Below are 26352 nucleotides of genomic sequence, written 5' to 3'. Positions count from 1 at the left end.
AGTATCTTTAAAATTCTTTTCAATTTATCTGCCTCGTTTTCTTACATCGTTTTATGTTAAATTCTTAGGCGGGTGCTCCATCGACGGCATTCCAGACGATGGTCCCAGAGTAGGTATTTGCAGCAATACTTTTAGGTATATTTAACGTTGCATTTAAATCGGCTGTCGTGACAGTGTCTGATAAACGGATATCACTTTTATCTAGCGAAATAATGGTTGAAGCATCTGTGGTTAAATCAACGCCCGTAAAGGTGCCTTTTTCAGAAGATCCGTCAGGTTTTTTAGTGTCTAAATGAAGTGTCATTCCGTCTAAGCCAGTGACACCTTTTCCTTTATCTTCTAAATTCGCTGTCAGATACCAACCTGTATTCGTTGTCCCACGATTATCATTAATGATAAGTTGCGACTTGCTTTGATCTGGTTGCGTATGATCTTGGCCGTCTTTTGTCACCGTCCCAAAGTTAATTTGTGCTAATGGTGTAATGGTTAATCCGCCACCTAAAACCGACACATTCGCTGTGGTATTGGTATTATCAGCCGCATTTACAGTTTGTTGACCAATTAAAAAAATCCCCGTTCCTAAAGTGACAGTTAAACCAATTATTTTTTTATTCATTATTTTTCCTCTTTTCTTTATAAAGTCCGACGATTAATGTACTTCCGAGTACCACGATTCCTAAAATCGTCTCTTGAGACGTAATCTCGTTTGTTTTTGGTAAAAAATTAGGTTGTCCTCGTGAAGTTGGCATATCGTTAGTCTGCGGTATAAGCTCATTGGGATGTGGAACAATATCCTCACTCTCTTTCACTATTACCATGACTTTTGTGCCAGCTTGTGCGTCAGCTGTCTTGTCTTCAGCTTGTGCTTGAATTGGCAAACCGAGAATAAAGGCAACAAACAATAAATCATAGATAAACCATTTCACAGCTATTCCCTCTTCCCTTACGGTGTTGCTTCTAAGTTCCAAATTAACTGAGCTTCATATTTATCAGCAGGTGTGACTTTTGAAATAGTTAATGTGGGCAATAATTGTAATTTCGTCAAAACTTTTTTATTTTTGATAGATTGGTTACTTACATCAGCTACTAATTGTTGCTCATCGTTAACCATAATATTTTGCTCAGTTGTTACATAATCGACTGACTTTGGATTTAGCGTGAGATCAAGCCCTGCGTCTTTCCACGCTTGTGTTTTCTGATCATTTAAATTATAGGCTACTTCAAGCTGCCAGCCAGTTGTCCGATTAGGATCCCCCGTATCTTCAATGTTCATCTCACAACTTTTTAATGTCTGTGTTTGATCTTGGCCATTAAATTTTACGTTCTCAAAAGGCATTAGTTGTTCAGATAAGTGATAAAAGTCTAGACGATTAGAGTAATAGTAGGTCCAATCAACAGTAATACTTTTACTAAAACCTACTATTTTAGAGATATCATAAGTAATTTTATAGACGCCCGCTACTTCATCGTTTACCTGATCAGGCGTATAGCGAATCGTTATCTTACTATAAGGAATGGACTGTCCATCATTATCTGTTGCACTATCAAAAAGACGTTTTGGATCGAAGGGCGTCCCCACAGAAAAGCTGGCGTTATGTGCACCAATATGAGCTGAAGAGGGAATGACTTCTAGTGCAGTCTGCGCCTCTAATCCTAGGTAGTTATAATCAATTTCATATTTACCAACCACTTTTGTATCCACCGCATCTACTGGGACCTTTTGCTCTCCGTCCAGTTTATATATGGTGACACTTACGTCTCGAAAATCACCTTTTTTACCATCTGGTGTTTGTAAGCTAGTCACTTCACTTTCTGGTTGCCATTGAGTATATTGATAAATCGTATCTTGAGATTTAACTTTAATTTGCGCTTGATCAATGTGCACAGCTAAACTTTTCTCATTTGAGTAGCTTTTAGATGTATCATCAACATCAAGAATTCTAAATGTTAATGTGTAATCTCCTGAAGTTGGTAAAGCATCTGCTAAACAGTTAAAACTAACGCAATCATCTGTGACTGGTAAATTTTTTAAATCTTGTTCCCCAATTTTATGAAAATCAGTTTGGGCAGCACCTGAATTTTTTTCTTCAATCTGAACTTTTCTAGTTGTCGGAGCCTTAACGGTTAGTTCTACTGGTATCTTTTGTTGCGGGTGAAATGTTGTTTGACCTTTAACAAAAGCTGCCTTTTCTAAACTTGGCACTTGGTATGGATCTGTTGTGACGCGCATATATGTTTTATCTGTGGGCTCTGAAGAATCCGTTCCTGGCGGATTGACTAACGGCAGCCCACAACCATCTTTGCCACTAAATAAATAGGTTGTTAACCCGTTTTGTTGTTGTGAAGAGACATTCACATTGGCCTTAGGATCAACTGTGTGAGTATGAAAATTAACTACACGCGCAAACCGTTGAGCAACATACCCATCTGTCCAATTAAGCGGATTGTCTTGTCTTTGGTTCATCGTAAACTTTGGTGATAAAAAATCCCCTGGTAACATCGTTTTGCTTTCAGGTATTTCAGGATATTTAGAGGCATCTTGGGTATTGTAATTGGATAATGGATTGTCCTTATCACCGCTGTCCCATGGCGAGATATAAGAAGACCAAGTAGCCACTTTCCCGGTGATTCCAGTGATAATTTGATGATTCAAATTATTTGGATCTTGCTTTGCTGCTGCCGCTAAACTTGTCGCACGTAACCACATGTCTGCACTAGCCGTTACCATATTATGATTAACTGTATTCGTTGTATCTGAAAATCTACCCAATTCATACGTCCGGCCAAAAAAATCTGCCGATAACGAAAATTGATCACTCTCATTACCATCCGACAAAACATTTGATACAGGTAAGCGATGTTTCGTTAAACTTTTATTGAGGGAATAATCCTTCGAATCGCCATCTTTCATCAAAGTTGCCACATCTAAATCAAAATGAAGCTCAAATGTTATTTTAGTTTTATCAGGTTCATTACTCCAAATGTCATAAATTTTCCCAAGAGACAAATCAATAGAATCTCCACGTTCACAAAACATCACCTGATGCTCAGTATCAATCCCACTATAGTCTTGTTCGGGATCACCCCACCCTGGTGAACCATCTTCTGAAAAACCGTTAAACGTCCGCATTCCTTTTGTGTTGATGATTGATATTCGTGTATTTTTTTGTCCACTAATTGAATAAAAATTTTCTGGATTATCCGCATAAGCCTTGTCATAAGCCGCTTTAAAATTATCTGCACTTATATTTTCTGGTAAATGAAACATCAGACCATATTGCATCCCATCGGTATCGAAAGCAAGAGCAGTAATTTTTTGTGTATGAGAAGTGTCCACTGTTCCGTATAATTTTACGTGTAATTTTCCTCCAAATGATCCATCAGGACCACCACCATCGTCATGGCTTATCTCCATTCCATAAGGTAAATCAGTTCTCAAATCAATGGCTATCCCTCCCGCTTGATAGAGTGAAGCTGCCTCACATTCTTGAAAATGCACGCTCAAAAAACAAGAAATCGTTACCAATAGTAGACAAGAGTAAAAGAAATAAGCAATGCTTTTTTTTCTTTTGTAGGTTGGTATTTTCATTTTTAATTGTTCGTTGATTTTTTTCATTGCTTACTCACCTTGACCTTTTTTGGAATTAGAAACTAAATAATAATTATTCTAACTACTGCTAGCTTATCAACATTGAAATTGCTTTGCCACACACAATTAATGTATAAGGCTGTACATTAATTGTGATGGCCGCTTCTTATTGCGCTTGTGTTAACATATCAATACAAAAATTTAAAGAAAGTAGACTACAATGAACCTAAATTTTACTTTTGGAGGTCCATAACATGTTTCCATCCTACCTAACGAATGAGCTAGAAATTTTATTTTATATAGTGAAGCGAGCTCATACGTCATTAAATGAAATTTCTTCCAATTTAAAAATTTCAAAAAGAACGGTCAAGGAAAATCTGATAAAAATAAATCAAGAATTCGAGGATACTTATCAAATCCAACATTTTATTGTCTCTAACAATAATGGTATTGTTTGTGTAAATCCAGCGTACCGAAAAAGCGCGGTCGAATACGCCTACACGTTAAAACTCAATCTTTTAAAAAACAATGTACAATTTAATTATTGCGTACAATTGGTCACACATTCTTCCATTGATAAAAACGAATTAATTAAAGTTTTATATATTTCTGAACATTATCTGGTAAAAATCACGAAACAACTGAATAACTTTTTTAAAATTTTTGATATAGTAATCGTTAGTATTAAGGGTATTTATCAATTAACTGGCAATGAATTATCGATTCGAGTGTTTTCTTTCATTTTCCTACAAGATTCCTTTCAAGAATTGGCTTGGCCTTTCTCTAAAATAAGTCTTGAAGAAATAAAAAAAAGTCTACCCGATGAACTTCTTGAACGATCCTATAAAAATGTCCGAATGAAGAAAAGAGCGTTTTATATTTTATATGCGATATTTAAAACTAGAACAAGTGCACAAAACTTCTTAAAGATGCCGCACTCTAAAAACCTGCATTCTTTTTTTATTCTGATCAATCAATACAGTCATGTGACTTTATTTTTTCTTGAACACTCCTTCGCTGACATTCAATGCGAAACAAGAAAAACTGAAATTTTATACTTTAATTTTTTATCTCGCATTTTTATTCCTTATATCTTTTCGGAAAAGCAAACGAAACAAATAGAAAAATTATTTATAGAATCTAACCATCCTTATTGTGTTTTATCAAAAAAATTGTTTAAGCAAGTAGCCTACTTACTGACAAATCAGCATGATTATCAATACGTTTACTATCTTTCTATTTTTAATGCTTGGTACTTTTTAACGGAGGGCAATTATTATACTTTTTTAACACTTTATTTACCGCAGCCAGAAATTTGTACTCCGTCAGATGTGGCATACTTTAATCGAATAAAAGGAACGGTGGCAAAATTAGTTCACCAAGAAACGCATTTAGAGTTACTCAGTCAACTGCTTTACACATTGTCTGTGTCCGAAAAAAAAGTACAAGTGAGAATCTATTTACAAATTATCAAAGATTTTTATGCAAGTTATTTTATTAAAACACGGTTATCCTCCTTATATAATACAAACGCAATCTCTATTACCGAAGACTTCACAAATGCGGATATCATCATCACAGATTCCTTCGAAAAAGCTACTTCTAATCAAGATATTTTCTACTTAGATTCCATTGAAAATGAAGAAAGTTGGCATGAGCTTACAGAATTTATTCAACAAAAATATATGGCTAAACTTAATGTTGGCTTATAATTGTGAGTTTTCTTAAAAAGAGCAAATTTGAAAAAAAAATTTAGAGGTGTATACTAGCAGAGGAATAATTTTTTAGCTTTTAATAAATTTTTAAAGAAGGAATGTTTTGTGAAATTATCTATCAAAAAATTTTTTGAGGTCTTCTTAGAATCGTCTTGGGCGTATAGTCGTCCTATACTAACTTTTGATACAAGACAGAACTGGTTTGCTCTTGTTCTTAGTATCATTATTGCAAATGCTGTTGGTGCTGTTCTAACAATAGTCTTTCCTTTCGCTTTTGTTTTAGTAAATGTTGGTAGCTTTTTGGGCACTGTAATTTGTGTCTTACCACGACATAGCTCTCCACAAAGAAGTGCCATAGATGGTATTTTAATGATTTTTCTTGGTGCCAGTCTGGGGATACTTTTACAGTCGTCAAGTATATTCATTATTTTATTATTCGTCCTTGGTTTGTATTTTTCAGGGATTGTAAGAAACTTTAGTATTGGTCTGTATATTCGATGTCTCTTTGGGACCATTGCTTTACTAGCTGGTGCGCAATTAAAAGGCAATTTGTCTATTGGTCAAACTTTTGAAGGTCTGGGTGCAATAATTTTAGGTATGTCCATCCTTTGTTTGTTCTATTGTCTTTATTCTAAGCCGCAAAATAATGAAGCACGAAAATTAGTAGCCGATTTATATGAACAATTATATTTATTAGCACAAGGAAAACCCGCACGCTATGTCCATTTCAGAATAAAAGTACGCGAATCTGTTGAAACAATGCCCTGGGTCAATCATCAAAAAACACCATGGATTTATCCCTTGGTTTCACAAGCAGATGCAATTGCAGGCTCGTTAGATTCAACCAATGCAGCTGAAAATCTTCCTGCTTTAAAAGCAATTCAACTCTTTTTAAAAGGAGAACAATTAACCCTACCTCTTCAAGAATTTGCTTCAGCAAACACCGAAATAAAATCAGCAATCCTTTTGATACAAAACAAACAATCCTCTAAAAAAATCTCATTTAAATCTTTCTTACCCACAAAAGAAGGACTTGCAGAAGCCAAAGAGATCCTTCATTCTTACAAAGGCAGCTCTGCTAGATTCGCAATTCGTTTAGCTTTAACAGGTTTAGTTTGTCATTTTTGTTCGCTTATTCTTAATTACATGTACCCTTTGCCTTTAGCTAATCACGAATTCTGGGTAGTTATTTCTGGTTGTTTGATGGTTATGCCAGGGTATCATGGTACACTCGGCAAAATCACTTCAAGAACTATTGGTTCTATTTTAGGTGGTTGTTTAGGCATCTTTTTGTCTCAATTAATTGCTAACTTAACAAACCTAAATCCTTTATGGCCAATGTTATTGTCTTGTTTGCTAGTTATATTGTATGAAACCGTACGTAAATTAAGTCAAGCATTTCTAATGCTAAGTGTGACCACTTGGTTAACTTTCACATTAGGTGGTAGTTCTGCAGGCTATACAAGAGTTTTTGATGTAATTATTGGTGCGCTGATTGCTTTTGTTATGTTTTTTATTTTCCCAACATGGCATAGTCAAGTATTACGTAAAAATATCAATAGTTGGTCAAAAACGATCAGCTCTATTTTGCTAGCGTTAATCAATGAAGAGACCACGTTGCCTAGTGATGCTTGGGTACTAGCTTATCGGGTACAACGTAGAGTAAACTATTCTATTCAAGAAATTGTTCTTGAATCTCCTATTTATAGTAACGATGCCTCCGCTGAAAGCTTAATGCAACAAAAACAACTAAATGATCAACTGTTGGAAATGCAAACTGCTATGGAAGAGCTTCTTTTAGAACTTATGAAAACACAATACTACTTAAAAAAATTAACGCCAGTTAGGCCGGACACACTAAACACTGAGTTATTTAACTATTCACAGCAAATACTTTCACTCACGAATCCCAAAAATAATCGACTAATCAACCAGTCCAAACAATCCATTTATTTTCCTCAAATTGAACAATCACTGGTAATCTTAAAAAATTCTACAGCTAATTTCTTTTTAGCAAATATCAAATGATTAAATAGACAAAAAGCCTAGGAAAAATTCAAAGGGAATTTTTCCTAGGCTTAAAAGTTGATAATCTACTGGCAGATTAATCAATGAAAACAACCGACCTAATCGAGCAGAAAACTTGGTTTTTGTAACGGAATACCCCTGTCCTGACTCCGTTACACCGACTCAATTTTATAAACTTATCTGTCTAACATTCACAAAAAACTTTTTTTCAGTTTCTGTGAGGATATCATTCATTCGGCCAGATTTAAATCCTTCTAAGTCAAAAGTTACATAATTAAATCCTTGTTTTTTAAGATAATCTGCAATTTTTTCTCTGTTTTCTAATAACAGAGAAAGTTTGTCTTCTGGAATTTCAATCCGTGCTAAATCATGATGTGCTCTGACACGGACAATTGGAAAACCTATTTCCCGTAAATATTTTTCACTAGCAAATATTTGATCAATAGCTGAGCGTGTTAACTTAATGCCATAAGGAATTCTTGAAGCAATACTACATGAGGCAACTTTACTCCAATTGGAAATACCTGCGTCTTTAGCAAGTTGACGTATTTCAATTTTATATAATTTAGCTTGTTGTAGCGGACTGATGACCCCTTCTTGATCTCTTGCTCTTAATCCAGGACGAAAGTCAGTATTATCATCCATAATCATCCCATCGGCCAGAACATCAAATCCCTCTTTCTGAATAGCCGAACGAATAGTTTTATATAATAATTTTTTACTGTAGAACCAGCTATTAGGGTTATTTGCAACAATTCTATCATCCGCTAATTCGCTCATTTCAAGGCCTAACACATTTGCTCCCAACCCATTAGCTAAATCGACCGCTTTATCAAACTCATCATCAGAAAATAATTCTGAATTTACAACAATCGCAAGTACATTTTCAGCACCTAAAGTGTCCAAAGCTTTTTTTAGCAAGTAAGAGCTATCAATTCCACCTGAATATGCAACAGCCAACTTATCCATTTTTTGTAATTCGCGAACTAAATTTTGTTCTTTCGTTTTCATGACAGACATTTAAACCATCTCCTATTGATTTTCTTTTACATAATTAATTATAGACATCTCCACATTAGAAAAAATCACGATTCATAGTATCAATTATTGTCAATATTTGTACACTTAATACCGTTTTAAATGTTGTAACAAGTTAGCATTGACTTCTATCTCTTCCTTTGAGTACCTTGTGACAGCCGAATCAAACAATAAAATGGAATCAGCTTCCTCGCAAATACTCAAATAGTCATGGGTGGAAAGGATAATTGTTTTACCAAGTTGATGCAGATTTTTTATTATTTTTTTAAATAATTTTTCCGATTCTTTTGTCAACCCAGCAAACGGCTCATCTAATAAATACACGTCTGGATTCATTACTAACAGACTAGCAAAAGCCACTTTTTTCTTTTCTCCTCCCGATAATTGATAAGGTACTTGATTGCTTAAATGGGTAATTTTTAATAAATTCAAACAATCATTAATTCTTTTTGCTGTTTCATGCTCGGATAGTTGGAGCTGTCTAGGGCCAAATGCCAATTCGTCATAAACTGTCGCATTAAATAATTGTGTGTCCGTCTCTTGAAATAATATACCCAAATGAGCATAATACTTCTTTTTATGAATAGGGTCTTTTTTCCAGGCCGTTAATGATTGTTCCATAAAATAAATCGTTCCCTCGGAAGGTTTTAAAAAACCTGCGAGCAAATTTAAAAAAGTGGATTTTCCACTGCCGTTATCTCCCATCAAAACCAGATATTCTCCTCTGGCTATTTCCAAATTACAAGGCGAAAAAACAGGCTTCGTTTGATAGCGATAAACCAAATGATTTACTCGATACATATTAGTTCCTCCCTAAATAAAGCAACCCCCCGAAAAATAAAAGATAGGCAATACTAACCAAAAAATCTTTCGTTTTTAATGGTTGCTTTACTCGATAATATTGACCAGTATATCCTCTTGCTTCCATCACCATATCCAACTTTTTCCCATACGTAAAAGATTTTAAAGAAATTAGACTGATTAAATTACTACCCGTACTCAACTGGATATTTCCACCAACTGCTCTAGCTTCTACAGCGGCAAACAGTTGGATTAAGAGATTTCCAAAGAAAAAGATATATTTAATCGTAATATCTAATTGTAAAAGTATTATATTCGGAAAATGAAAGATTTTTAATGCTGCTATAAATTGATTCATGTTGGTTGTTTCCATATATTGACTAATCGCTATGGCTAAAAAAAACAAATGAACAATAAATAATAAACTAAATTGACCTAAAAAAAAGATCGGTAAATAGATAATCAGCGGCATCAAAATGAGGATACTAGCTTTTTTGACAATGTTTCGTAGAATAGTTGGTTTTTCAACTAAAAGTAACATGCCTAGGTAGATGCCTACGAGCCACAAAACAAGAACTTTTTGTGTAGTGCTGATTAAAACAATTAGTAAAAAAGTACTGATCAGTTGAATTGCTGGGTGGATATCACTGAGAATTGTCTTATTGCGTTTCCCACTCACCTGAAATTTATTTAATAAAAAAAGGATTCCTTTTCGATTTTTAAGCATAAAGGTTTCTTTTTTATTAGGTTCAAAGGACGTGGAAGATTCTTTCATCCATTCAGGCATCAACTTTGCCTTCTTCCATTAAATAAACGAAAAATGAGTAAAAAAACGATTATGGCTGTTACGCCACTTAAAATATACCCGAGTGCTAATGGCAGTCCTGGAATAAAGTAATCACTGAAAAGTGCATGAAATGAAAAACCATTCACCATACCTTTTGGTTGTACCGCAGGCAAATGATTCTGTTTTAAATTCTTGACTAATTCAGATAAATCCCATTCACCCCAAGCGGTGGCATGATCAATCAAACCTAATGGACATAAAATTACCATGACCAATAACAGTCTCTTTAATCGCAACAACGGAGTCCTTTTCTTCTTTTCTTCGATAAAAATTGCATCTTTTGACACACTTTTTACAAAATTATAGACACACACGGTGAAGAGACCTTCAACAATTCCTATTACTAACAGATGGACACTCATCATTGCTGGTATAGTTATAGAAAGACCATATGGGTTATAAAGTGGCGTACCATTCGCTTCATGGAATAGTAAAGGTTGGATACCTAATAATACAGAAGTAGAAAATGCCGCAACATTTACACCAAGATACCCAGCTAAGAAAAGACCCATTGTTTCAAATTTTTTTACACGCGTAACTAGCTTATAAACTCCATATCCCACGAATGGCATCACAAACGCCATAGAAAAGGCGTTTGCACCAAAAGCTAATATACCACCATCACCAAATAAACAAGCCTGTAATAGTAAAGCCACCGAAACAGATAGCGTCGCGGCCCAAGGTCCCATCAATAATGCGATGAGAACAGCCCCAACAGCGTGCGCAGTTGTTCCACCAGGTACTGGCAAATTAAACATCATTATTAAAAATGACAAGGAGGAGGAAATCCCTAACATGGTCCCTGTATCTTTTTTTAATTTAATTTGAACGTCAACTTTTTTTACAGCGCGGTACCAGACAGGTACCATAATCGCGCCCATCACTGCGCAAGTTTGTGGGCTTAAATAATTTTCTGGAATATGCATGTTCGTCAGACTCCTATCTTATCGATCAATATAATCAGCTAAATAACTTTGATCGTAAATCACAATTTTTTGTTTTTTGATATCGATGACTTTTTCCTCTTTTAAATCATGGATAATTCGGTTTACGCTATTTCTCGTTGAAATCCCGCAAAACCCCGCAATATCCTCATTAGTTACTTGAAAATCAATTAATATTCCTTCCTCTGTCTGTACACCAAACAAATCAATTAATTGGTAAATAAAAGTACAAACAGCCCCTTTCTTACCATTCATTGTCATATTCTGTAAGGAACTAATACTCTCCGATAATTTTGCTCGGTAGTAATCCCGTACATAATCTTGAAGAACAGCATCTTCTCTAACATATTCCCAAAATACAGTCCTTGGTATCCGATAAAAGCTAGCCTCTTCCGACTCAATGCGGATATTAAAAGGAGCAGATGTATAATTTGATACTTCATCACGTAACAATGAAATAATGTCAGGAGACACAATATACGACAGATTAAATTCTCGTCCATCCTTTAAAATAATACTCGTCTTAACGACCCCTTTCTTTAATACATAGGTGTACGCTTCCTCCAATCCATGATAAGCGAGATAAGTATGGCGTTTTTTTTTGATAATCGGCGTCTTCTTTCTATCTAAGAAAGCTGTAAGATAATCTGACTCCATAATTGTCACTCCTTTGACTAAGTTTCTGTTTGATTCGTTAACTATTATAAACACTCTCACCAACCTTTTGTTAGCAAATGTTACCCACAATAAGGACTGTGTGATTTCTAAATTTCATTATACTTAGTCTCGTAAAATATTACTTAGGAGATGATTGCTATGGTAGAAATTAACCTACCTTATGACAAGAAAATGATTACTGCAAGAATTCCCGATAAAAATTTTATTGGGCTTCTCGAATCAAAAGCTGAACATTTTTCAAATCCATATACTGAGAAAGAAACAGTCGAAAAATCGCTGGACAATCCTATTGGAAGCCTTCCATTAGAAGAATTAGCTAAGGGTAAAAAAGACATTGTCCTCATTAGTTCCGATCACACACGTCCCGTTCCTTCACATATTATCACCCCAATTATTTTGCGTAGAATTCGTTCAGTGAACAAAACAGCTAGAATCCGGATTTTAGTTGCTACAGGCTTTCATCGCCCTTCTACACGAGAAGAACTGATTAGTAAATATGGTAAAGAGATCGTAGAGAATGAAGAAATCGTTATGCATATCTCTACTGATGATTCCTCAATGGTCAAAATCGGTCAACTACCTTCAGGGGGCGATTGTATCATTAATCGCATTGCAGCAGAAGCAGATTTACTGCTGGCCGAAGGATTTATTGAATCACACTTTTTTGCAGGATTTTCTGGTGGACGTAAATCTGTTTTACCTGGAATTGCTTCTTATAAAACCATCATGGCTAACCATTCTGGAGAATTTATTGATTCCTCCAACTCACGGACAGGAAATTTAACGGATAATCCAATTCATAATGACATGGTCTACGCTGCCGCTAAAGCGAATCTAGCTTTTATTGTTAATGTCGTTTTAGATGGTGACAAAAAAATTATTGGTTCCTTCGCAGGCGATATGGTTGAAGCGCATAAAGTTGGTTGTAACTTTGTAAAAGAAATTGCCCGTGTCAAAAAAATACCTTGCGACATTGCGGTTTCAACGAATGGCGGATTTCCACTTGATCAAAACATTTATCAAGCAGTTAAAGGGATGACCGCTGCAGAAGCAACCAATAAAGACGGCGGTGTCATTATTATGGTCGCTGGATGTCGTGATGGTCACGGTGGTGAAGGTTTTTATGAAAATATTGCCAATGTTAAAAATCCAAACGAATTTTTAGAAGCAGCCATCCATACACCACGATTAGAAACCGTGCCAGATCAATGGACTTCGCAAATTTTAGCGCGAATTTTAGTTCATCATCATATAATTTTTGTTTCAGATCTTGTTGATCCTGAGCTTATCACTTCGATGCATATGGAAATAGCAAAAACGTTTGATGAAGCGTTAGAGCGAGCATTTGAAAGAGAAGGTCTAAATGCAAAAGTGACTGTGATTCGAGATGGCTTGTCTGTCATTGTAGAATAATGATCCTTGAGAAATCAGGAATAAGGAGCGTTGTATTATGCAACCGAAAGAAATTTTAGGAGCTTTTAAAGAGGGAAAATTATCTTTAGAAGAAGCAACAAACAAATTAAATGGCTTTTGCGAATTAGACTTTGCAAAAATTGATACGCAGCGCAAAGAAAGAACTGGGTATCCAGAAGTCGTTTATGGGGAAGGGAAAACAATTGAGCAACTCATCAAAATTATCAATAGCTTAAGAAAAGAAAACAATACAATCTTAGTTACTCGCGTTTCACAACAAAAAGCCCAGCCTTTAGAGTCGAACTTTCCTCATGGAACCTACTATGAACTTGCACGTTGTTTCGTTATCCACCAAATGGAGACTACAACAAAAAACTATATTGCGATAGTTACTGCTGGAACGTCAGACATGTCCGTTGCTGAAGAAGCAGCAATCACTGCAGAAACTTTCGGCAATCAAATAAAACGTATCTATGATGTAGGCGTTTCTGGCATTCATCGTTTGTTCGCTCACCTAGATGAGATTCAACAGGCTTCGGCGGTTATTGTGATTGCAGGCATGGAAGGCGCACTGGTGTCCGTGTTAGGCGGACTAGTTAGCGTGCCAGTGATTGCCGTCCCTACTAGCATAGGCTACGGCAGCAATTTCCAAGGACTGACTGCTCTTTTAGGAATGCTAAATAGTTGTTCCTCTGGCGTTAGTGTAGTCAACATAGATAACGGGTTTGGTGCCGCTTATAATGCAAGTATGATTAATCAAATAAAGGAGTCTTCACTATGAAAAGCTTATTTTTAGAACCATTTTCTGGTCTTAGTGGTGATATGTTAAATGGATTGTTGCTTGACTTAGGCGGGGATTTAAACAAACTGTTAATCGAATTAAAAAAACTTCCCATCGATGGGTTCACCATTCAAGCCCAACGAATTGCTAAAAGTTGTATTTACGGAACAGATTTCGATGTTCTCCTACAACATGGAAAAAAGGATTACGGTATAAAACACAGTCTCTCTCCTCACCACGAAAATGAACATCATGAAACGAAAGAACATGCACATCATCATAGCCATTCTAGAAATTTAAAAGATATTTATACATTAATTGAAAAAAGCGACTTGTCCAATTTTGTAAAAAAACATAGTAAAAATGTTTTCTATGACATTGCAAAAGCTGAAGCTGCTGTTCATCAACAAACAATTGACACTATTCATTTTCATGAAGTTGGAGCAATTGATTCAATTGTTGACATCGTTGGCTTTTTTATCTTATGGGAACAGTTAGAGATTGAACAAGTCTATTCAACGCCAATTACAGATGGAAGTGGCACTATCACAATTGCCCATGGAGTCATGCCAATACCAGTTCCTGCGGTGATGGAATTACGTAAAGAAACGAATTTAATCATTCAACAAGACTTTGAGATAAAAACTGAACTTGTCACACCGACTGGCTTAGCTATTTTTAAAGAACTTAGTCCTCTATTTGTCGCACCAGAACAACGATTAATTGAAAAAATAGGTTACGGATTTGGCAAACGAGAAACAGGCAAGTTCAATGCCCTCAGAGGATCGATCTTTACTGAAACACATAGTAAAAAAAAGAGGACAGAACACCATGACCAAGTCTTAAAAATTGAAACAAATATAGACAATCAAACACCTGAACAGTTAGGTTACGTAATGGATCTATTATTGGAGCATGGTGCTCTAGATGTTTTTTTCACGCCCATTCATATGAAAAAAAACCGAAGTGCCATTCTATTAACGGTTTTAACAACAACAGAGGAAAAAGAATATTTTACAGAACTACTCTTTAAACATACTTCTACAATTGGTATGCGTTTTCAAACAATGGAACGTAGTGTGATGGACCGTTCTTTCAAAATCTTGGAAACACCTTTTGGTAAGGTCCATATTAAAAAAAATCATTATCATGGCCTATTGAAAGAGTCTATTGAATACCAAGATTGTGAACGAATTGCTAAACAATATAATTTTACAATTGAGGAAGTCTATCGCCTCGTCCAAACATTAAATAACAAAACTATTGATTAAAGGAGCTTTATCTTATGTTTCATCATATCTTATCAGAATTTATGGGAACTGCATTAATGATCGTATTTGGGGTAGGTGTTCACTGCGACGATGTCCTAAAACGAACAAAATACGCTGGTTCTGGTCACATGTTTGCAATCACTACTTGGGCTTTTGGAATCTCTGTTGTTCTGTTCGTCTTTGGCGGAGTCTGTATTAATCCAGCAATGGCCCTCGCTCAAGCTATTTTAGGAATGATTCCATGGTCTTACTTCATTCCCTATGTCATCGCTGAAATGTTAGGCGGCATTTGTGGCGCCGTCATTGTTTATATTATGTATGCTGATCATTTCAAGCTATCCGCCGATAGTGTCGATCCAATCGCTATTCGTAATATTTTTTCTACAAATCCGAACCAACGAAATTTACCAAGAAACTATTTTGTTGAAACTTTTGCAACATTCATTTTTTTAACATCTATTTTAGCAATTGCACATTCCTACGAAACACAACTACCCATTGCTGTTGGTTTGCTTGTTTGGGCAATCGGCATGGGGCTAGGTGGTACTACAGGATTCGCAATGAATCAAGCACGTGATTTAGGTCCTCGTATCGCCTATCAACTTTTACCAATCAAAAATAAAACCAATAATGATTGGCAATATGGTTTGATTGTTCCCGGAACTGCACCGTTTTTAGGAGCCATTTTCGCGACACTTTTCGTAAAATTTTTCCTAAAATTCTAATAAACCAACTAAATTTCTAAAACAAAAAAATATATAAAATAGAAGCTAGTCTCTAAATTTCTTCTATTTTATATATTTTTATTTTAATCACAAGATTTTTTCTGTGTCTTAGAGAGTAAGAATTTAATTTATTAGCTTTTTCGTCATCGATTTTCTGCAAAAGTCAGTTTGCTCTAACAGCTAGAGTCCTTTTTGGTGATTGTTCAGTAAGTTAATCCTGGATTGAAAACACCTAATAAAACGCCAACGAGAGAAATAACAACTAAAATAAGCATCGTCCAAATAGCGGAAACATGTTTTTTTGACATTAACCACCAACAAAACAAGGTAACAAGTATCGTTAATAATCCTGGATAAATACTGTCAATTTTATCTTGCAGTTTAAGGAAAACTTTTCCGTCAGCACCTATTAATTTAAAAGAAGTAGTCACATTTACCCAAGATGCAAGGACCCCACCGACAACCATACTACCAATAACTCCGATAGCAACTCTAACGGCGGCTCCTTCTTTCCCAACTAAGAAACTTACTGCTTTATCGCCAAAATGATAGCCTCTAAAATACAAAAAGCGTTGGCCAAAATAGGAAATTAACGTCCAAACAATAATATAAAATATGGCACCAATTGGCGAACCGCCCGTAGACATTCCTAAGGAAATTCCTAACAAGATAGGAATCAAGGTACCATCAACTAATGAATCACCAATCCCTGCAATTGGCCCCATTAATCCTGCCCTCATATCATTAATGGTTTCTCCATCAATTTCATTCTTACTTGCTCTAGCCTCTTCCATACTAGCAGTCACACCAACAATGACCGTTCCAAGCATTGGATTTGTGTTAAAAAAAGCTGTATATGCTTGAATGGCTTTCACTTGGTCTTCATGTTTTGGATAAAGTTTTTTGATAATAGGAAGCATTGAAGAAAGATAGCCGAACGTTTGCATATGCTGTTGTGAAAAACAAGTTAACGCTCCCCAAAACCATAAATGAAAAGAATGCTTTAACGTTTTTTGGTCTAATTTATTTGCTTTCAACTCTTCCATCTCATATATCCTCCTCTTCATCATCATTCGTCAGACTTCCTGTTGAATCAACCAGTTTAGTATTGTTTTTAATCAAAGCAATTTTATAAAAAATTACAGCAAAAAGAAGCGCAATAATCGTTATTGAGACTAAATTGAGTTTTAATGAAGCAGCTAATGTGAACCCTACAAAAAAAGGTACAAAATCAATGTTCTTATTAACAATTTGACGTAACAAAATTGCAATTCCCACACACGGAAGCATGCCACCTACAGTAAAAAGCGTTTTCATTGCAAGACCATCCATAGGTAATGCATCTCTCATTGCTGTAACAGCCGTAGCCCCAAAATAGGTTAAAATCACGGTTGGCAAAAAGGAAAAAAGTAGATGAGAAATCCACGGCCAACCAAAATTAATGGCATATAAATGATCAAGCTTGCCTTTTTTTATATCTTTCCAACCAAACGATTGCCAAACTAAATTTAACGCGGCAACAGAATAAAATAATACCGTTCCAATCGTTCCAACCAATGTGCCGACCGATTTAGCCAGGTCGGCTGCAGAGCCGCCAAGTGGATCTAACCCTTTGGTCGAAATCGCCACCATCGCCAAAGGAATCCCGATATATGATATTGCCCGCACGTCAGCAGACACTGTGCCTCCAGGTGTGACTAAAGCAATGTAAACTAATTGCATCGCTACACCACAAGCGATTCCTAATTTTAAATCTCCTAAAATAATGCCACAAACTAATCCGCCGACTAAAGGACGCCCAATCGTATAATTTCCCACCGCTTGTCCAGCCATACAAGAATTTGAACACAGACAAGCAAATAGGCCTAAAATAGCCGCTTGTATCCAGTTGATTGTCATAATACTACTCTCCTCTTTTCAAAACTTCTAGAATCAGTAACCAAATTTAGCTTTAAAATGCGCCCAAGAACCAATTCGTTGATCAGGTAACAAGGCAAAATCCACTTTGTAACCAGCCTTTTCAATTTCTTCAAAAGCCGCTGCTTCTTCTGCTGTAAAGGATTGGTTATCCCCTAATTTAATTGTCCCTTCGCGATCATTCCCCGGTCCAACATTAATCATTTTTACTTCACTTGGAACAAAATGCCAATCTACCAAAATTTTTTTCATATCCAAAGGGCTCTTTGTAATCAAAAAGTATTTTGACTTAGACGCTAATACTTTATCCTTTACATCAAAAAAATGCGCCATTGTCCAAATAAAGGTTTTTTTATCTTGTGCAGCTGCTTTATATGCTTCCTTTAAAATAGGGTTACTTGCTGCTTTGTCATTCACAGCTATAATGCCATCACAAGGCATTTCTTTAGTCCAACGTAAAGTAATTAAGCCATGAATCATTCGATCATCGATTCGAACAAAAGAAATTGACATGTTCATCTTCTCCTTTAGATATCCTCTTCAGTTATATCGTTTTCAGTTACATCGTCTTCAGTTACAGTTAACTCTCTAATGCCATGACAAGCATCTGCTACTATCATTTTTTTCAAATCAGATAATTCACTAGTTTCTTTCAATAGAAGCGCATTTAAAGCCATTGGAAAATTCACTCCTCCAACAATCAGAGAATTTTCTAGCATTTTTTGCTTATCTAATACTTTACAAATAGTAGCAAGTGGACTCCCGCCTACAATATCAGCCAAAACGATTAGCCTCGTTTCCTGCGGTAATTTTTCAACTTCACAAAGAAACCGCTTACCAAAATTATCGGTAGATTCACCAGGTTGTAAGCCAAACACTCTGACTGTCTCTATATCATCGCCAGCAAACATTCCTAATGAATTTTTTAATCCTCTAGCAAAATCGCCATGACTGACCAGAACTAAATAAGTCATTTCCTCTCTCCTTTCTTAACATTTCCACTTCAAAATTTTTTAAATCACCTCTTTTTAAGAGTCCATAATACAACTTTTATAAAATGAAAATATTTGCTTCGTTCGCCTCACACTCCTTTGATAGCATGAATGTTTAACAACAGTACCTTTCTAAAATTAAAGTCATTCACTAAAAAAGTTCTAATGAATTTGGCTGTTGTAGCTTGATGACAAGGAACAATGACTTTCTTTATCCATAAAAACATTTAGTTGATTACGCTTAAAAAAATAAATAATATAGCAATTCCCAAAAAAGTTGCTTTTGAATAGTCCCTTTTCTAAATTTATTGATTCATTTTTTCAACTATTAGGTTAGCAAAGTCCCAACACACATTCCACCCACAATAGGTGTACATAGTTGTACATTATTCGGAGTTAATCAACTCATTTAAGCTATGGTAAAATAACTATATATCACTCCAATTTTCTAATTATATAGGTCATTCCAGGTCATGCTCTTTTGGATACAACAAAATGAACTTATATCGAATCTATGGTTTTATGCTCTTAATAAATTAAAAAGTAAAGTAGGGATATTTATATGTCAGCAAAAGAAAAAACGATGAAATATGGATTGGTAGGCCTCTTTTTAGGGATATTGTTATTAGCTCATCTAGATTATTAGCTGAAAATCTTAGTTATCTTCTCTTAGGACTATTACTTTTACTTGTTGCATATCTAATCTTGGTAAAAAAATTTTATTTTTTCTCAAACTTGATTCCTAAAAATACTACTGATATACATCTAAGTAAAAAATATGGCATGGCTTCTGGCATCGGCAGTTTAGTTATCGGGATTATTTTAATAATTCTGGGACTATTTTTATAGAAAAATAATTACTAAAATAAAACAAGCAGCGAAACCATAAAAAGTACACGAGTTCTTTTCTCGTGTACTTTTTATGGTTACCTGTATAGCCTTCAATTTGTTCCTTTGTTACTTCTTTTTCTTGATAATGCTCTTTACAGTGCTACGTTAAAACAGCAATAAAAATTAATGAAGGGGAATTCAACTCAAATACCAATGATTATTATTTAAGACCGCTTTTCTCAAATAACCCTCATTGATTACGTACTAATCGTGATAGACTCCTCGTTGCCATTTATCTAAAAATTCATCGAAAAAGTGCGCATCTTGTTGTTCTGGATGTTGTTTTTCAACTTGATTAATTTTTTCAATTAGTTGTTCGTTGTCTTCTGTTGGATGATAGTGTGCTTCAATAAAGGCAGCAGCAATATCACAGATCAAGAACTCTCCTGTTATTTTCCCACCGAAACCAATAACATTTGCGTTCAATTCCTCTTTCGCATACAACGCTGTGGTCATATCGCGAACTAAAGCAGAACGGATACCCGGCACTTTGTTAACCGCATTGTTAATTCCAACGCCTGTTCCGCAAATACATATACCCAAATCAGCCTGATTGCTCATTACGGCTTCTCCCACTTTTTTTCCGAAAATAGGATAGTGAGTTCGAGTAAAATCATACGTGCCTACATCTAAAATTTCATATCCCTTTGCTTTCAAAAAATCAGAAACTGCTATTTTGGTATCCGTCACAATATGATCACAACCAATGGCAATTTTCATAAAAACGCTTCCTTTCTATTATTTGTTAAGCCATTTTATTTAACATATCTACACGTATTTGATGACGCCCGCCTGCATAATGACCTGTTAAGAATTCTTTTATTATGTTTTTGGCTAGTTCCATTCCAACAATTTTTGCGCCCACCGTGATCATCCGAGCATTGTTGTGTTCTCGCGCCATATATGCAGAACGCTCATCTGACAACTCAGCGACAATCATTCCTTTAATTTTAGCAGCAGTCATAAAACTACCTGCCCCATAACCATCAAAAACGATTCCTAAACTTTCAGTATCCTTTAAAACTTCATGAGCAACAGCAAGCGTTGCTTCTATAAAGTCTTCCGAAGCACTTTCACTTTTATCGATTACCTCAACTTTTTCTTGCAATAAGTATTGTTTCATTTCTGCTTTTAATTTTATTCCATCTAAATCTGAACCAAGTATGACACGCATTTTGTTTTCCTCCTTACCTCGTGTATCTACTATTAAAATTCTGTCCCTTTCTTTAAACTCAAATCCCCTTCTCGAAAACATAATAAAACAATATCGAACTTTATTCAACATTTATTTTCTTTTTTGTTTATTATTGTTTAATGTTGTGTTGACATCTTTTTGAAAGCGTTTTATATTATACTTGTAAATAAATAATAATATATTAAAGAAACGAGGGGTTCTATGGTTATTAAAACATCGATTTTTTCATTAGATACTACCTATATTTCAAACAAAAAAACACAAGAAGAAGTTTTTGAAGAAGTTTATTTAGACTTGTTAAAAAAGAAATTAGTTACACCTGATTTTCTAACTAATTTATTGGAACGAGAACATAACTATCCGACTGGTTTAAGTTTAACACTGATTGATCCTGAACTACCGAATATCGCCATTCCGCATACCGAAAGTACCTTTGTACGGACGACAAGAATTATCCCGATTAAATTGAAACAATCCTTATCATTTCATAACATGATTATCCCAGATGAAACGCTCTCTGTTTCCTTTCTTTTCATGATTTTAAATGAAAACGGTATTGAACAAACGGGTCTTTTAGCGACTATCATGGATTTTATTAACACGACAGACCGTTCATCACTATTGGCTTTTTTTCAATGTGAAGATAAAGAAGAAGTTTATCGTTTTTTACAAAAAAATTTTAAAGGAGAGATTTAACATGATCAAAATTTTAGCTGCATGTGGGGCTGGGGTAAACTCTAGCCATCAAATCAAATCTGCATTAGAAACAGAATTATCTAAAAGAGGCTACCAAGTTTCTTGCGATGCCGTAATGATTAAAGATATTAATCAAGAGATGCTATCCCATTATGATATTTTCGCCCAAATCGCCAAAACAGATTTGGGTTTCCCAATCACGATTCCTGTAGTTGATGCAGGCGCAATTCTTTATCGAATTCCAGCAATGGCTGAACCTGTTTATCAACAAATGGAAAGTATCATTCACTCTTTAAACAAATGATTTCCTTTTTAGACTAATTACTTACGCTTCATTGTCAACAATAACAAAACTAAGATAAAAATTTTGTTATCTTAGCTTATGAAGGAGAAAATAAATGAATACGATTATTGACCTAGCAAATACAATTTTTAAACCTTTAATTGATTTAGGTGCTGCTCCTTTAATGACTATTGTTTTAACACTGATTGCCCTTTGTTTTAAGGTAAAACCCACTCGCGCATTAGAAGGTGGTCTTAAACTAGGAATTGCTTTAACTGGTATCAGTGCTATTATAGGAATTTTAACTACTGCTTTCTCAGATGCAATGGCCTCTTTCGTAGAACGTACAGGAATTTCTTTAAATATTACTGATGTTGGTTGGGCACCTTTAGCCACCATCACTTGGGGATCTCCTTACACCCTTTACTTTCTTTTAATTATGGTGATTGTCAATGTCATTATGTTAATTCTAAATAAAACAAACACATTAGATGTGGATATTTTCGATATTTGGCATCTATCGATTGTTGGTTTATTTGCTATTTTTTGTGGCGCAAACTTAATAATTGCAACAATCTTAGTTATTTTCATAGGTGTTTTAAAAATTATCAATTCTGACTTAATGAAACCAACGTTTAACGATTTACTTAACGCCCCAGATACCAATCCTATGACTACCACGCATATGAACTATATGATGAACCCAATCATTATGGTTTTTGATAAAATTTTTGATAAGCTTTTCCCTTGGTTAGATAAATACGATTTTGACGCTGCCAAATTGAATAGTAAAATTGGCTTTTGGGGATCAAAATTTGCCATCGGGATTTACTTAGGGATTTTTGTGGGTCTTTTAGCTGGCCAAACACCCACGCAAATTTTTTCTCTATCCTTTACGGCTGCAGTCTGTTTGGAACTATTCTCTTTAATTGGAACTTGGTTTATCGCTGCAGTTGAGCCTTTATCACAAGGTATCACTGATTTTGCTTCGAATAAATTAAAAGGACGTACACTTAATATTGGTTTAGATTGGCCTTTCTTAGCTGGTCGTGCTGAAATCTGGGCAGCAGCTAACGTATTGGCTCCAATTATGCTATTAGAAGCCATTGTCCTACCTGGCAACAAACTTTTACCACTTGGCGGAATTATTGCAATGGGTGTAACCCCTGCTCTACTAGTAGTTACAAGAGGTAAACTCATCCGAATGATTATCATTGGAGCAATCGAATTACCTTTGTTCTTATGGTCTGGTACCCTAATTGCACCGTTCGTTACCGAAACCGCAAAAAAAGTTGGTGCTTTCCCAGCGGGTCTAAATAATAATACTTTAATTTCACATACTACCATGGAAGGGCCAATGGAAAAATTCTTAGGATACTTAGTCGGCAATGCATCACAAGGTCAACTCGAATTTATTTTATACGCATGTCTGGCGCTAGTCGCCTATCTACTGATTTTCATTTGGTATGCAAAACAAATGAAGAAGCGAAATATTATTTATGCTCAAAAAGCTCAATAAGGGGAACTAAAAAGAAGAGATGCAGATGCACCTCTTCTTTTTAGTAGATCACTCTGACAACTTTTTCCAATACTTTAGATGTGTCAAATTTATCTTTATTTGTAACTACCGCTGTCACTTCTTCTAATTGATAAAAAGAATAAAAATCCTGTTTCTCTACTTTAGAAGTATCCATTAACAAATATTTTTCTATTGAGTTATCTAATGCAATTGCTTGTGTTTGTCCTTCTTCAATAGTGGCTGTCATAATTTTATTATCTTTTAACGCATTGCAACTAAAAAATGCTTTATGGAAATGCATTTCTTCTAATGCTTTATTAGCGATTTCGCCAAAAAAAGATTTAGTTAAAAGTCGCATTTCTCCACCAATTAAATAAATGGTTAACGCATTCTTTTTTTTACTTAACGTTTCAAACACAGGCAAACAGTTTGTTACTACTCTTAAATGTTTAAATTCCATTGCCTCGGCCAAAAGTTCAATAGTTGTTCCTGGTCCTAGGAAGATAGTTTCTTCTTCGTGAATTAAACTTAATGCTTTTTGGACAATTTCTTTTTTTTCAACACTATTAATAATTTGTTTATCAGCATGAGACAATTCATGTGGACGATATGTATTTAAACTGCTTGCTCCTCCATGTACTCGTTTTAAACGCCCCGCTGCTTCTAATTCTGTCAAATCTCTACGAACAGTCATATCCGAAACATTTAATCGTTCCATAATTTCAGTAACTTTGATTGCCCCTTTTTGATCTACTAGAGAGACTATCGCATTTAATCTTTCTTCTTTTAGCATTTTCATCGCTCCATTGTTAGTATATCTTTTATTCTACGATAAAATACTTACTATGAATACTAAAACATTTCTCCATTTATTTTAACATGAACGACGATTTGTAAAAAATTGACGATTTAGCCTATCTTTATATAAACAGATATCACTTCAACGATTGATTTAGATCTATTTGAGCCTAGTCAAATAGAGATCTAGCATAAAAATTTCCCATAATTATTTTTACAGGAATATTCTCTTTTTTCGCCTGTATAGCCATTTCTTTGATGTGAATCGGATAAGAAACTCGATTTCCCATTGAAAAAGCACCTCCTAGTTAAATTCATTTTACCGTAAATTCAACAAGAGGTGCTTTTTTATTTTGTCTTAGTTTATTGGGTCAGTTCCATACCATGCTGGTACTTTTTTGTAAATTTATTTTCTAAAATAAATATCATTTAAAATTTAATCCTTTTTTATCTACCCAGCCCCTTAAGTCTGGACTATACACATACGAACCTGCATCCTGCGTGATGTGAATATATTGACTAGCATGATTATTGACATTACTTAAGTTATTGAATCCTTTTTTCCCCCAAGGCAAAGTGTCTATTGATTTTCCATTGTTCAAAACAGTTAAATGATTTTCTGTATTTTTAATAGTCCATTTTGTATTAGTAACAGTATTGCTGTTCTTTATAGCATCTACTTGACTTTGTGTGCTTACACTAAACGCTTTCTTATCTATCCAACCTAAATCTGGCACGAAGTAATATGAACCATTACGAGCAATTATGGTTACAGACTGATTTATATGGTCTTTTGTGTATCCTATGTGCTGAATACCTGATTGCCATGGAATATAATCAATAGAAAAGCCTGAATTAACGATTTTTGTAGGAATACTCATTGAAATTACTTCTGTCAATGCACTTTTTTCAACCCATCCTTTTAATTCATTACAATACAAATTTGTTCCAGTTTCTTGAGTAGCCGTTACGACCCATCCAGCAAATTTTCCAGAAGAATTAATGTATTCTGATCCAATACGTCCTGTTGGTAAAGTTTTAATTGTTCCAGACTGGTTATTAACCATCATTGTTTTACTTACCTCAGTAACCGTCACTGGATTTTCAGAAACTTTTAAGGGTTCTTTACGTAAATTAATTCCCGAGAATGCCCAATTATATACGTACGAATTTAAATTCCAATGACTAATATCTTGTTGATTCGTTAACATTACTTTATTCCACCAAGGATTCCAAAAATAATAATATGATTCAGCTGAAGGGTTACTTGGAACGATGTACCCCATCAACACAATTGCATGCCCTTTATAATCCGAGCCTTCGTATGTGGGTTTTAAAGAAACATAAATTGGTGCATTTTTATCGATTTGTTCCTTCACACCATTTCTATCTAAAGGTTTTATAGCCATGTCTAATGTATAACCATATTCTCTTTGCATCACCTTAATGACTTCTGACATAGTTCCTCCAGTGACATAATCAGTATTCAGTAGTTGCTCTTCTGTAGCATTAGGATATTCTTTTTTTAATAAATCTTTTGCATTAGAAATTTCATTTCCTTCCACAGTGTTCATCATTGCTGTCAGAGCATACCGTGTACACCAGGGAGCATATGTTTGAGTTTCAGTAATCATCCAGTTTGGTATAACTTTTCTAGTGTACTCTGGTACAATATCATCTGGTACAGAGCGCTTCTGTCTAGTAGATTCTTTTGCTGTTTGCATAATATTTACTGACTGGTCATTGTAAGCTTGTTTTTCAATAACTAGTTGTTGTGTGTCATTATCTACTTTCAATGAAAAACATGAACCTTCTGATGTAGTTGTCAAATTATTTAATTGCTCTACAAATTGACTTGATATTGTTATTGACGGTTTGCTATTTATCATTGAAATCTCTAAAAGATTTGCAATAGTTCCTGTTTGTTTGTTAATAATAGGAAAGAACGCATCTTCATAGATTACTTCATTTGTAAGCAAAAATGGCTGTCCTAAATAGAATTCATCTACATTCAAAGAATCTGTGTTTTCCATTATTGACAAATTTTCGAAATAAAATTTCCAATTTTTTTGTGCTTGCGCTGTCAGTTCTTGATTCACTGCCTCTGTTTGAATGTACAAAGAAGAAGTATTAGATTCTGCTGCAAATGCTGGAATTCCTACTAACATACTCAATACAAATAAAATCATACCACCAAAAATTTTTTTTGCTCTCAATTAAATTCACTCCTT

The 26352-nt window shown here is 34.9% G+C and carries 24 protein-coding genes and 1 pseudogene; 9 read left to right on the top strand and 16 right to left on the bottom strand.

The window, feature by feature from the left end:
- Positions 1-64 precede the first annotated feature (64 nt).
- The 3 genes from IGI97_RS06250 to IGI97_RS06240 are packed head-to-tail and all read right to left on the bottom strand — an operon-like array spanning position 65 to position 3616.
- Positions 65-616 (bottom strand): hypothetical protein, encoded by a 552-nt coding sequence (locus tag IGI97_RS06250; protein ID WP_438738207.1) that lies wholly within the window; start codon positions 614-616, stop codon positions 65-67.
- A complete protein-coding gene (locus IGI97_RS06245; RefSeq protein ID WP_025189861.1) occupies positions 609-968 on the bottom strand; it encodes a hypothetical protein in 360 nt (119 codons plus the stop codon). Before IGI97_RS06245 ends, IGI97_RS06250 begins: the two co-directional genes overlap by 8 nt.
- The gene (locus tag IGI97_RS06240) at positions 944-3616 is read right to left on the bottom strand and encodes a bacterial Ig-like domain-containing protein (protein WP_438738205.1); all 2673 of its coding nucleotides are present in this window, start codon (positions 3614-3616) and stop codon (positions 944-946) included. The genes IGI97_RS06245 and IGI97_RS06240 overlap by 25 nt, the downstream gene beginning before the upstream one ends.
- Positions 3617-3843: 227 nt before the next feature.
- On the opposite strand from IGI97_RS06240, the gene IGI97_RS06235 reads away from it, so the two are divergent.
- The gene (locus IGI97_RS06235) at positions 3844-5301 is read left to right on the top strand and encodes a helix-turn-helix domain-containing protein (protein ID WP_002394536.1); all 1458 of its coding nucleotides are present in this window, start codon (positions 3844-3846) and stop codon (positions 5299-5301) included.
- Between the two features lie 108 nt (positions 5302-5409).
- Positions 5410-7332, top strand: a complete 1923-nt coding sequence (locus IGI97_RS06230; protein WP_174125451.1) for an FUSC family protein — start codon at positions 5410-5412, stop codon at positions 7330-7332.
- A gap of 184 nt (positions 7333-7516) precedes the next feature.
- Here IGI97_RS06230 and larE read toward each other — a convergent pair.
- The 5 genes and pseudogenes from larE to IGI97_RS06205 all read right to left on the bottom strand — a co-directional run bounded on the left by larE (position 7517) and on the right by IGI97_RS06205 (position 11619).
- A pseudogene (gene larE, locus IGI97_RS06225) lies at positions 7517-8352 on the bottom strand (ATP-dependent sacrificial sulfur transferase LarE).
- A gap of 105 nt (positions 8353-8457) precedes the next feature.
- Positions 8458-9171, bottom strand: a complete 714-nt coding sequence (locus IGI97_RS06220) for an ABC transporter ATP-binding protein (protein ID WP_016615198.1) — start codon at positions 9169-9171, stop codon at positions 8458-8460.
- 1 nt (position 9172) lies between these two features.
- A complete protein-coding gene (locus IGI97_RS06215; RefSeq protein ID WP_016615199.1) occupies positions 9173-9958 on the bottom strand; it encodes an energy-coupling factor transporter transmembrane component T family protein in 786 nt (261 codons plus the stop codon).
- Positions 9958-10944, bottom strand: a complete 987-nt coding sequence (cbiM, locus tag IGI97_RS06210; RefSeq protein ID WP_002361997.1) for a cobalt transporter CbiM — start codon at positions 10942-10944, stop codon at positions 9958-9960. Before cbiM ends, IGI97_RS06215 begins: the two co-directional genes overlap by 1 nt.
- An 18-nt stretch (positions 10945-10962) precedes the next feature.
- The gene (locus IGI97_RS06205; protein ID WP_002361998.1) at positions 10963-11619 is read right to left on the bottom strand and encodes a Crp/Fnr family transcriptional regulator; all 657 of its coding nucleotides are present in this window, start codon (positions 11617-11619) and stop codon (positions 10963-10965) included.
- Positions 11620-11778: 159 nt separating this feature from the next.
- Between IGI97_RS06205 and larA the strand changes: the two genes are divergently transcribed.
- Genes larA through larD form a run of 4 tightly spaced genes read left to right on the top strand, consistent with a single transcriptional unit; the run spans position 11779 to position 15830 of the window.
- Positions 11779-13053, top strand: coding sequence for a nickel-dependent lactate racemase (gene larA, locus IGI97_RS06200; RefSeq protein ID WP_002357200.1), 1275 nt, complete (start codon positions 11779-11781; stop codon positions 13051-13053).
- A gap of 37 nt (positions 13054-13090) precedes the next feature.
- Positions 13091-13834 (top strand): nickel pincer cofactor biosynthesis protein LarB, encoded by a 744-nt coding sequence (gene larB / locus IGI97_RS06195; protein ID WP_010712571.1) that lies wholly within the window; start codon positions 13091-13093, stop codon positions 13832-13834.
- A complete protein-coding gene (gene larC, locus IGI97_RS06190) occupies positions 13831-15105 on the top strand; it encodes a nickel pincer cofactor biosynthesis protein LarC (protein WP_002362001.1) in 1275 nt (424 codons plus the stop codon). Before larB ends, larC begins: the two co-directional genes overlap by 4 nt.
- 14 nt (positions 15106-15119) lie before the next feature.
- Positions 15120-15830 carry a D/L-lactic acid transporter LarD gene (larD, locus tag IGI97_RS06185; RefSeq protein WP_002357197.1) on the top strand — a complete coding sequence of 237 codons (711 nt, stop codon included), beginning with the start codon at positions 15120-15122 and terminating at the stop codon, positions 15828-15830.
- A gap of 203 nt (positions 15831-16033) precedes the next feature.
- Here the strand turns inward: larD and IGI97_RS06180 are convergent, their stop codons facing one another.
- From IGI97_RS06180 to lacA, 6 genes are all read right to left on the bottom strand, one after another.
- Positions 16034-16903 carry a PTS system mannose/fructose/sorbose family transporter subunit IID gene (locus tag IGI97_RS06180; RefSeq protein ID WP_016615201.1) on the bottom strand — a complete coding sequence of 290 codons (870 nt, stop codon included), beginning with the start codon at positions 16901-16903 and terminating at the stop codon, positions 16034-16036.
- Entirely contained in the window at positions 16878-17729 is an 852-nt protein-coding gene (locus IGI97_RS06175; protein WP_002357194.1) for a PTS mannose/fructose/sorbose/N-acetylgalactosamine transporter subunit IIC, read from the bottom strand. The genes IGI97_RS06180 and IGI97_RS06175 overlap by 26 nt, the downstream gene beginning before the upstream one ends.
- A gap of 33 nt (positions 17730-17762) precedes the next feature.
- Positions 17763-18260 carry a PTS system mannose/fructose/N-acetylgalactosamine-transporter subunit IIB gene (locus tag IGI97_RS06170; protein ID WP_002357192.1) on the bottom strand — a complete coding sequence of 166 codons (498 nt, stop codon included), beginning with the start codon at positions 18258-18260 and terminating at the stop codon, positions 17763-17765.
- Between the two features lie 14 nt (positions 18261-18274).
- Positions 18275-18721, bottom strand: coding sequence for a PTS sugar transporter subunit IIA (locus IGI97_RS06165; RefSeq protein WP_010712575.1), 447 nt, complete (start codon positions 18719-18721; stop codon positions 18275-18277).
- A 1113-nt stretch (positions 18722-19834) separates the two neighbouring features.
- Entirely contained in the window at positions 19835-20350 is a 516-nt protein-coding gene (gene lacB, locus IGI97_RS06160) for a galactose-6-phosphate isomerase subunit LacB (protein WP_002374591.1), read from the bottom strand.
- A 25-nt stretch (positions 20351-20375) separates the two neighbouring features.
- Positions 20376-20804 (bottom strand): galactose-6-phosphate isomerase subunit LacA, encoded by a 429-nt coding sequence (gene lacA / locus IGI97_RS06155; RefSeq protein WP_010825329.1) that lies wholly within the window; start codon positions 20802-20804, stop codon positions 20376-20378.
- Positions 20805-21026: 222 nt separating this feature from the next.
- Between lacA and IGI97_RS06150 the strand changes: the two genes are divergently transcribed.
- The 3 genes from IGI97_RS06150 (at position 21027) to IGI97_RS06140 (ending at position 23323) form a co-directional block, all read left to right on the top strand.
- Complete coding sequence (locus tag IGI97_RS06150; protein ID WP_010825330.1) at positions 21027-21521, top strand: PTS sugar transporter subunit IIA; 495 nt, start codon at positions 21027-21029, stop codon at positions 21519-21521.
- Between the two features lies 1 nt (position 21522).
- The gene (locus IGI97_RS06145) at positions 21523-21825 is read left to right on the top strand and encodes a PTS fructose transporter subunit IIB (RefSeq protein ID WP_002357185.1); all 303 of its coding nucleotides are present in this window, start codon (positions 21523-21525) and stop codon (positions 21823-21825) included.
- Positions 21826-21919: 94 nt separating this feature from the next.
- On the top strand, positions 21920-23323 hold the full coding sequence (locus tag IGI97_RS06140) for a PTS galactitol transporter subunit IIC (RefSeq protein ID WP_002357183.1): 1404 nt from the start codon (positions 21920-21922) through the stop codon (positions 23321-23323).
- A gap of 40 nt (positions 23324-23363) precedes the next feature.
- Here the strand turns inward: IGI97_RS06140 and IGI97_RS06135 are convergent, their stop codons facing one another.
- Positions 23364-24116, bottom strand: coding sequence for a DeoR/GlpR family DNA-binding transcription regulator (locus IGI97_RS06135; protein WP_002374588.1), 753 nt, complete (start codon positions 24114-24116; stop codon positions 23364-23366).
- A gap of 430 nt (positions 24117-24546) precedes the next feature.
- Complete coding sequence (locus IGI97_RS06130; protein ID WP_010777726.1) at positions 24547-26337, bottom strand: C47 family peptidase; 1791 nt, start codon at positions 26335-26337, stop codon at positions 24547-24549.
- Positions 26338-26352: the final 15 nt, after the last annotated feature.

Origin of the sequence: Enterococcus sp. DIV2419 (assembly GCF_051711865.1) — a bacterium.
Taxonomy (GTDB): Bacteria; Bacillota; Bacilli; order Lactobacillales; family Enterococcaceae; genus Enterococcus; species Enterococcus faecalis.
This window is presented reverse-complemented; position numbering and strand designations above follow the sequence as displayed.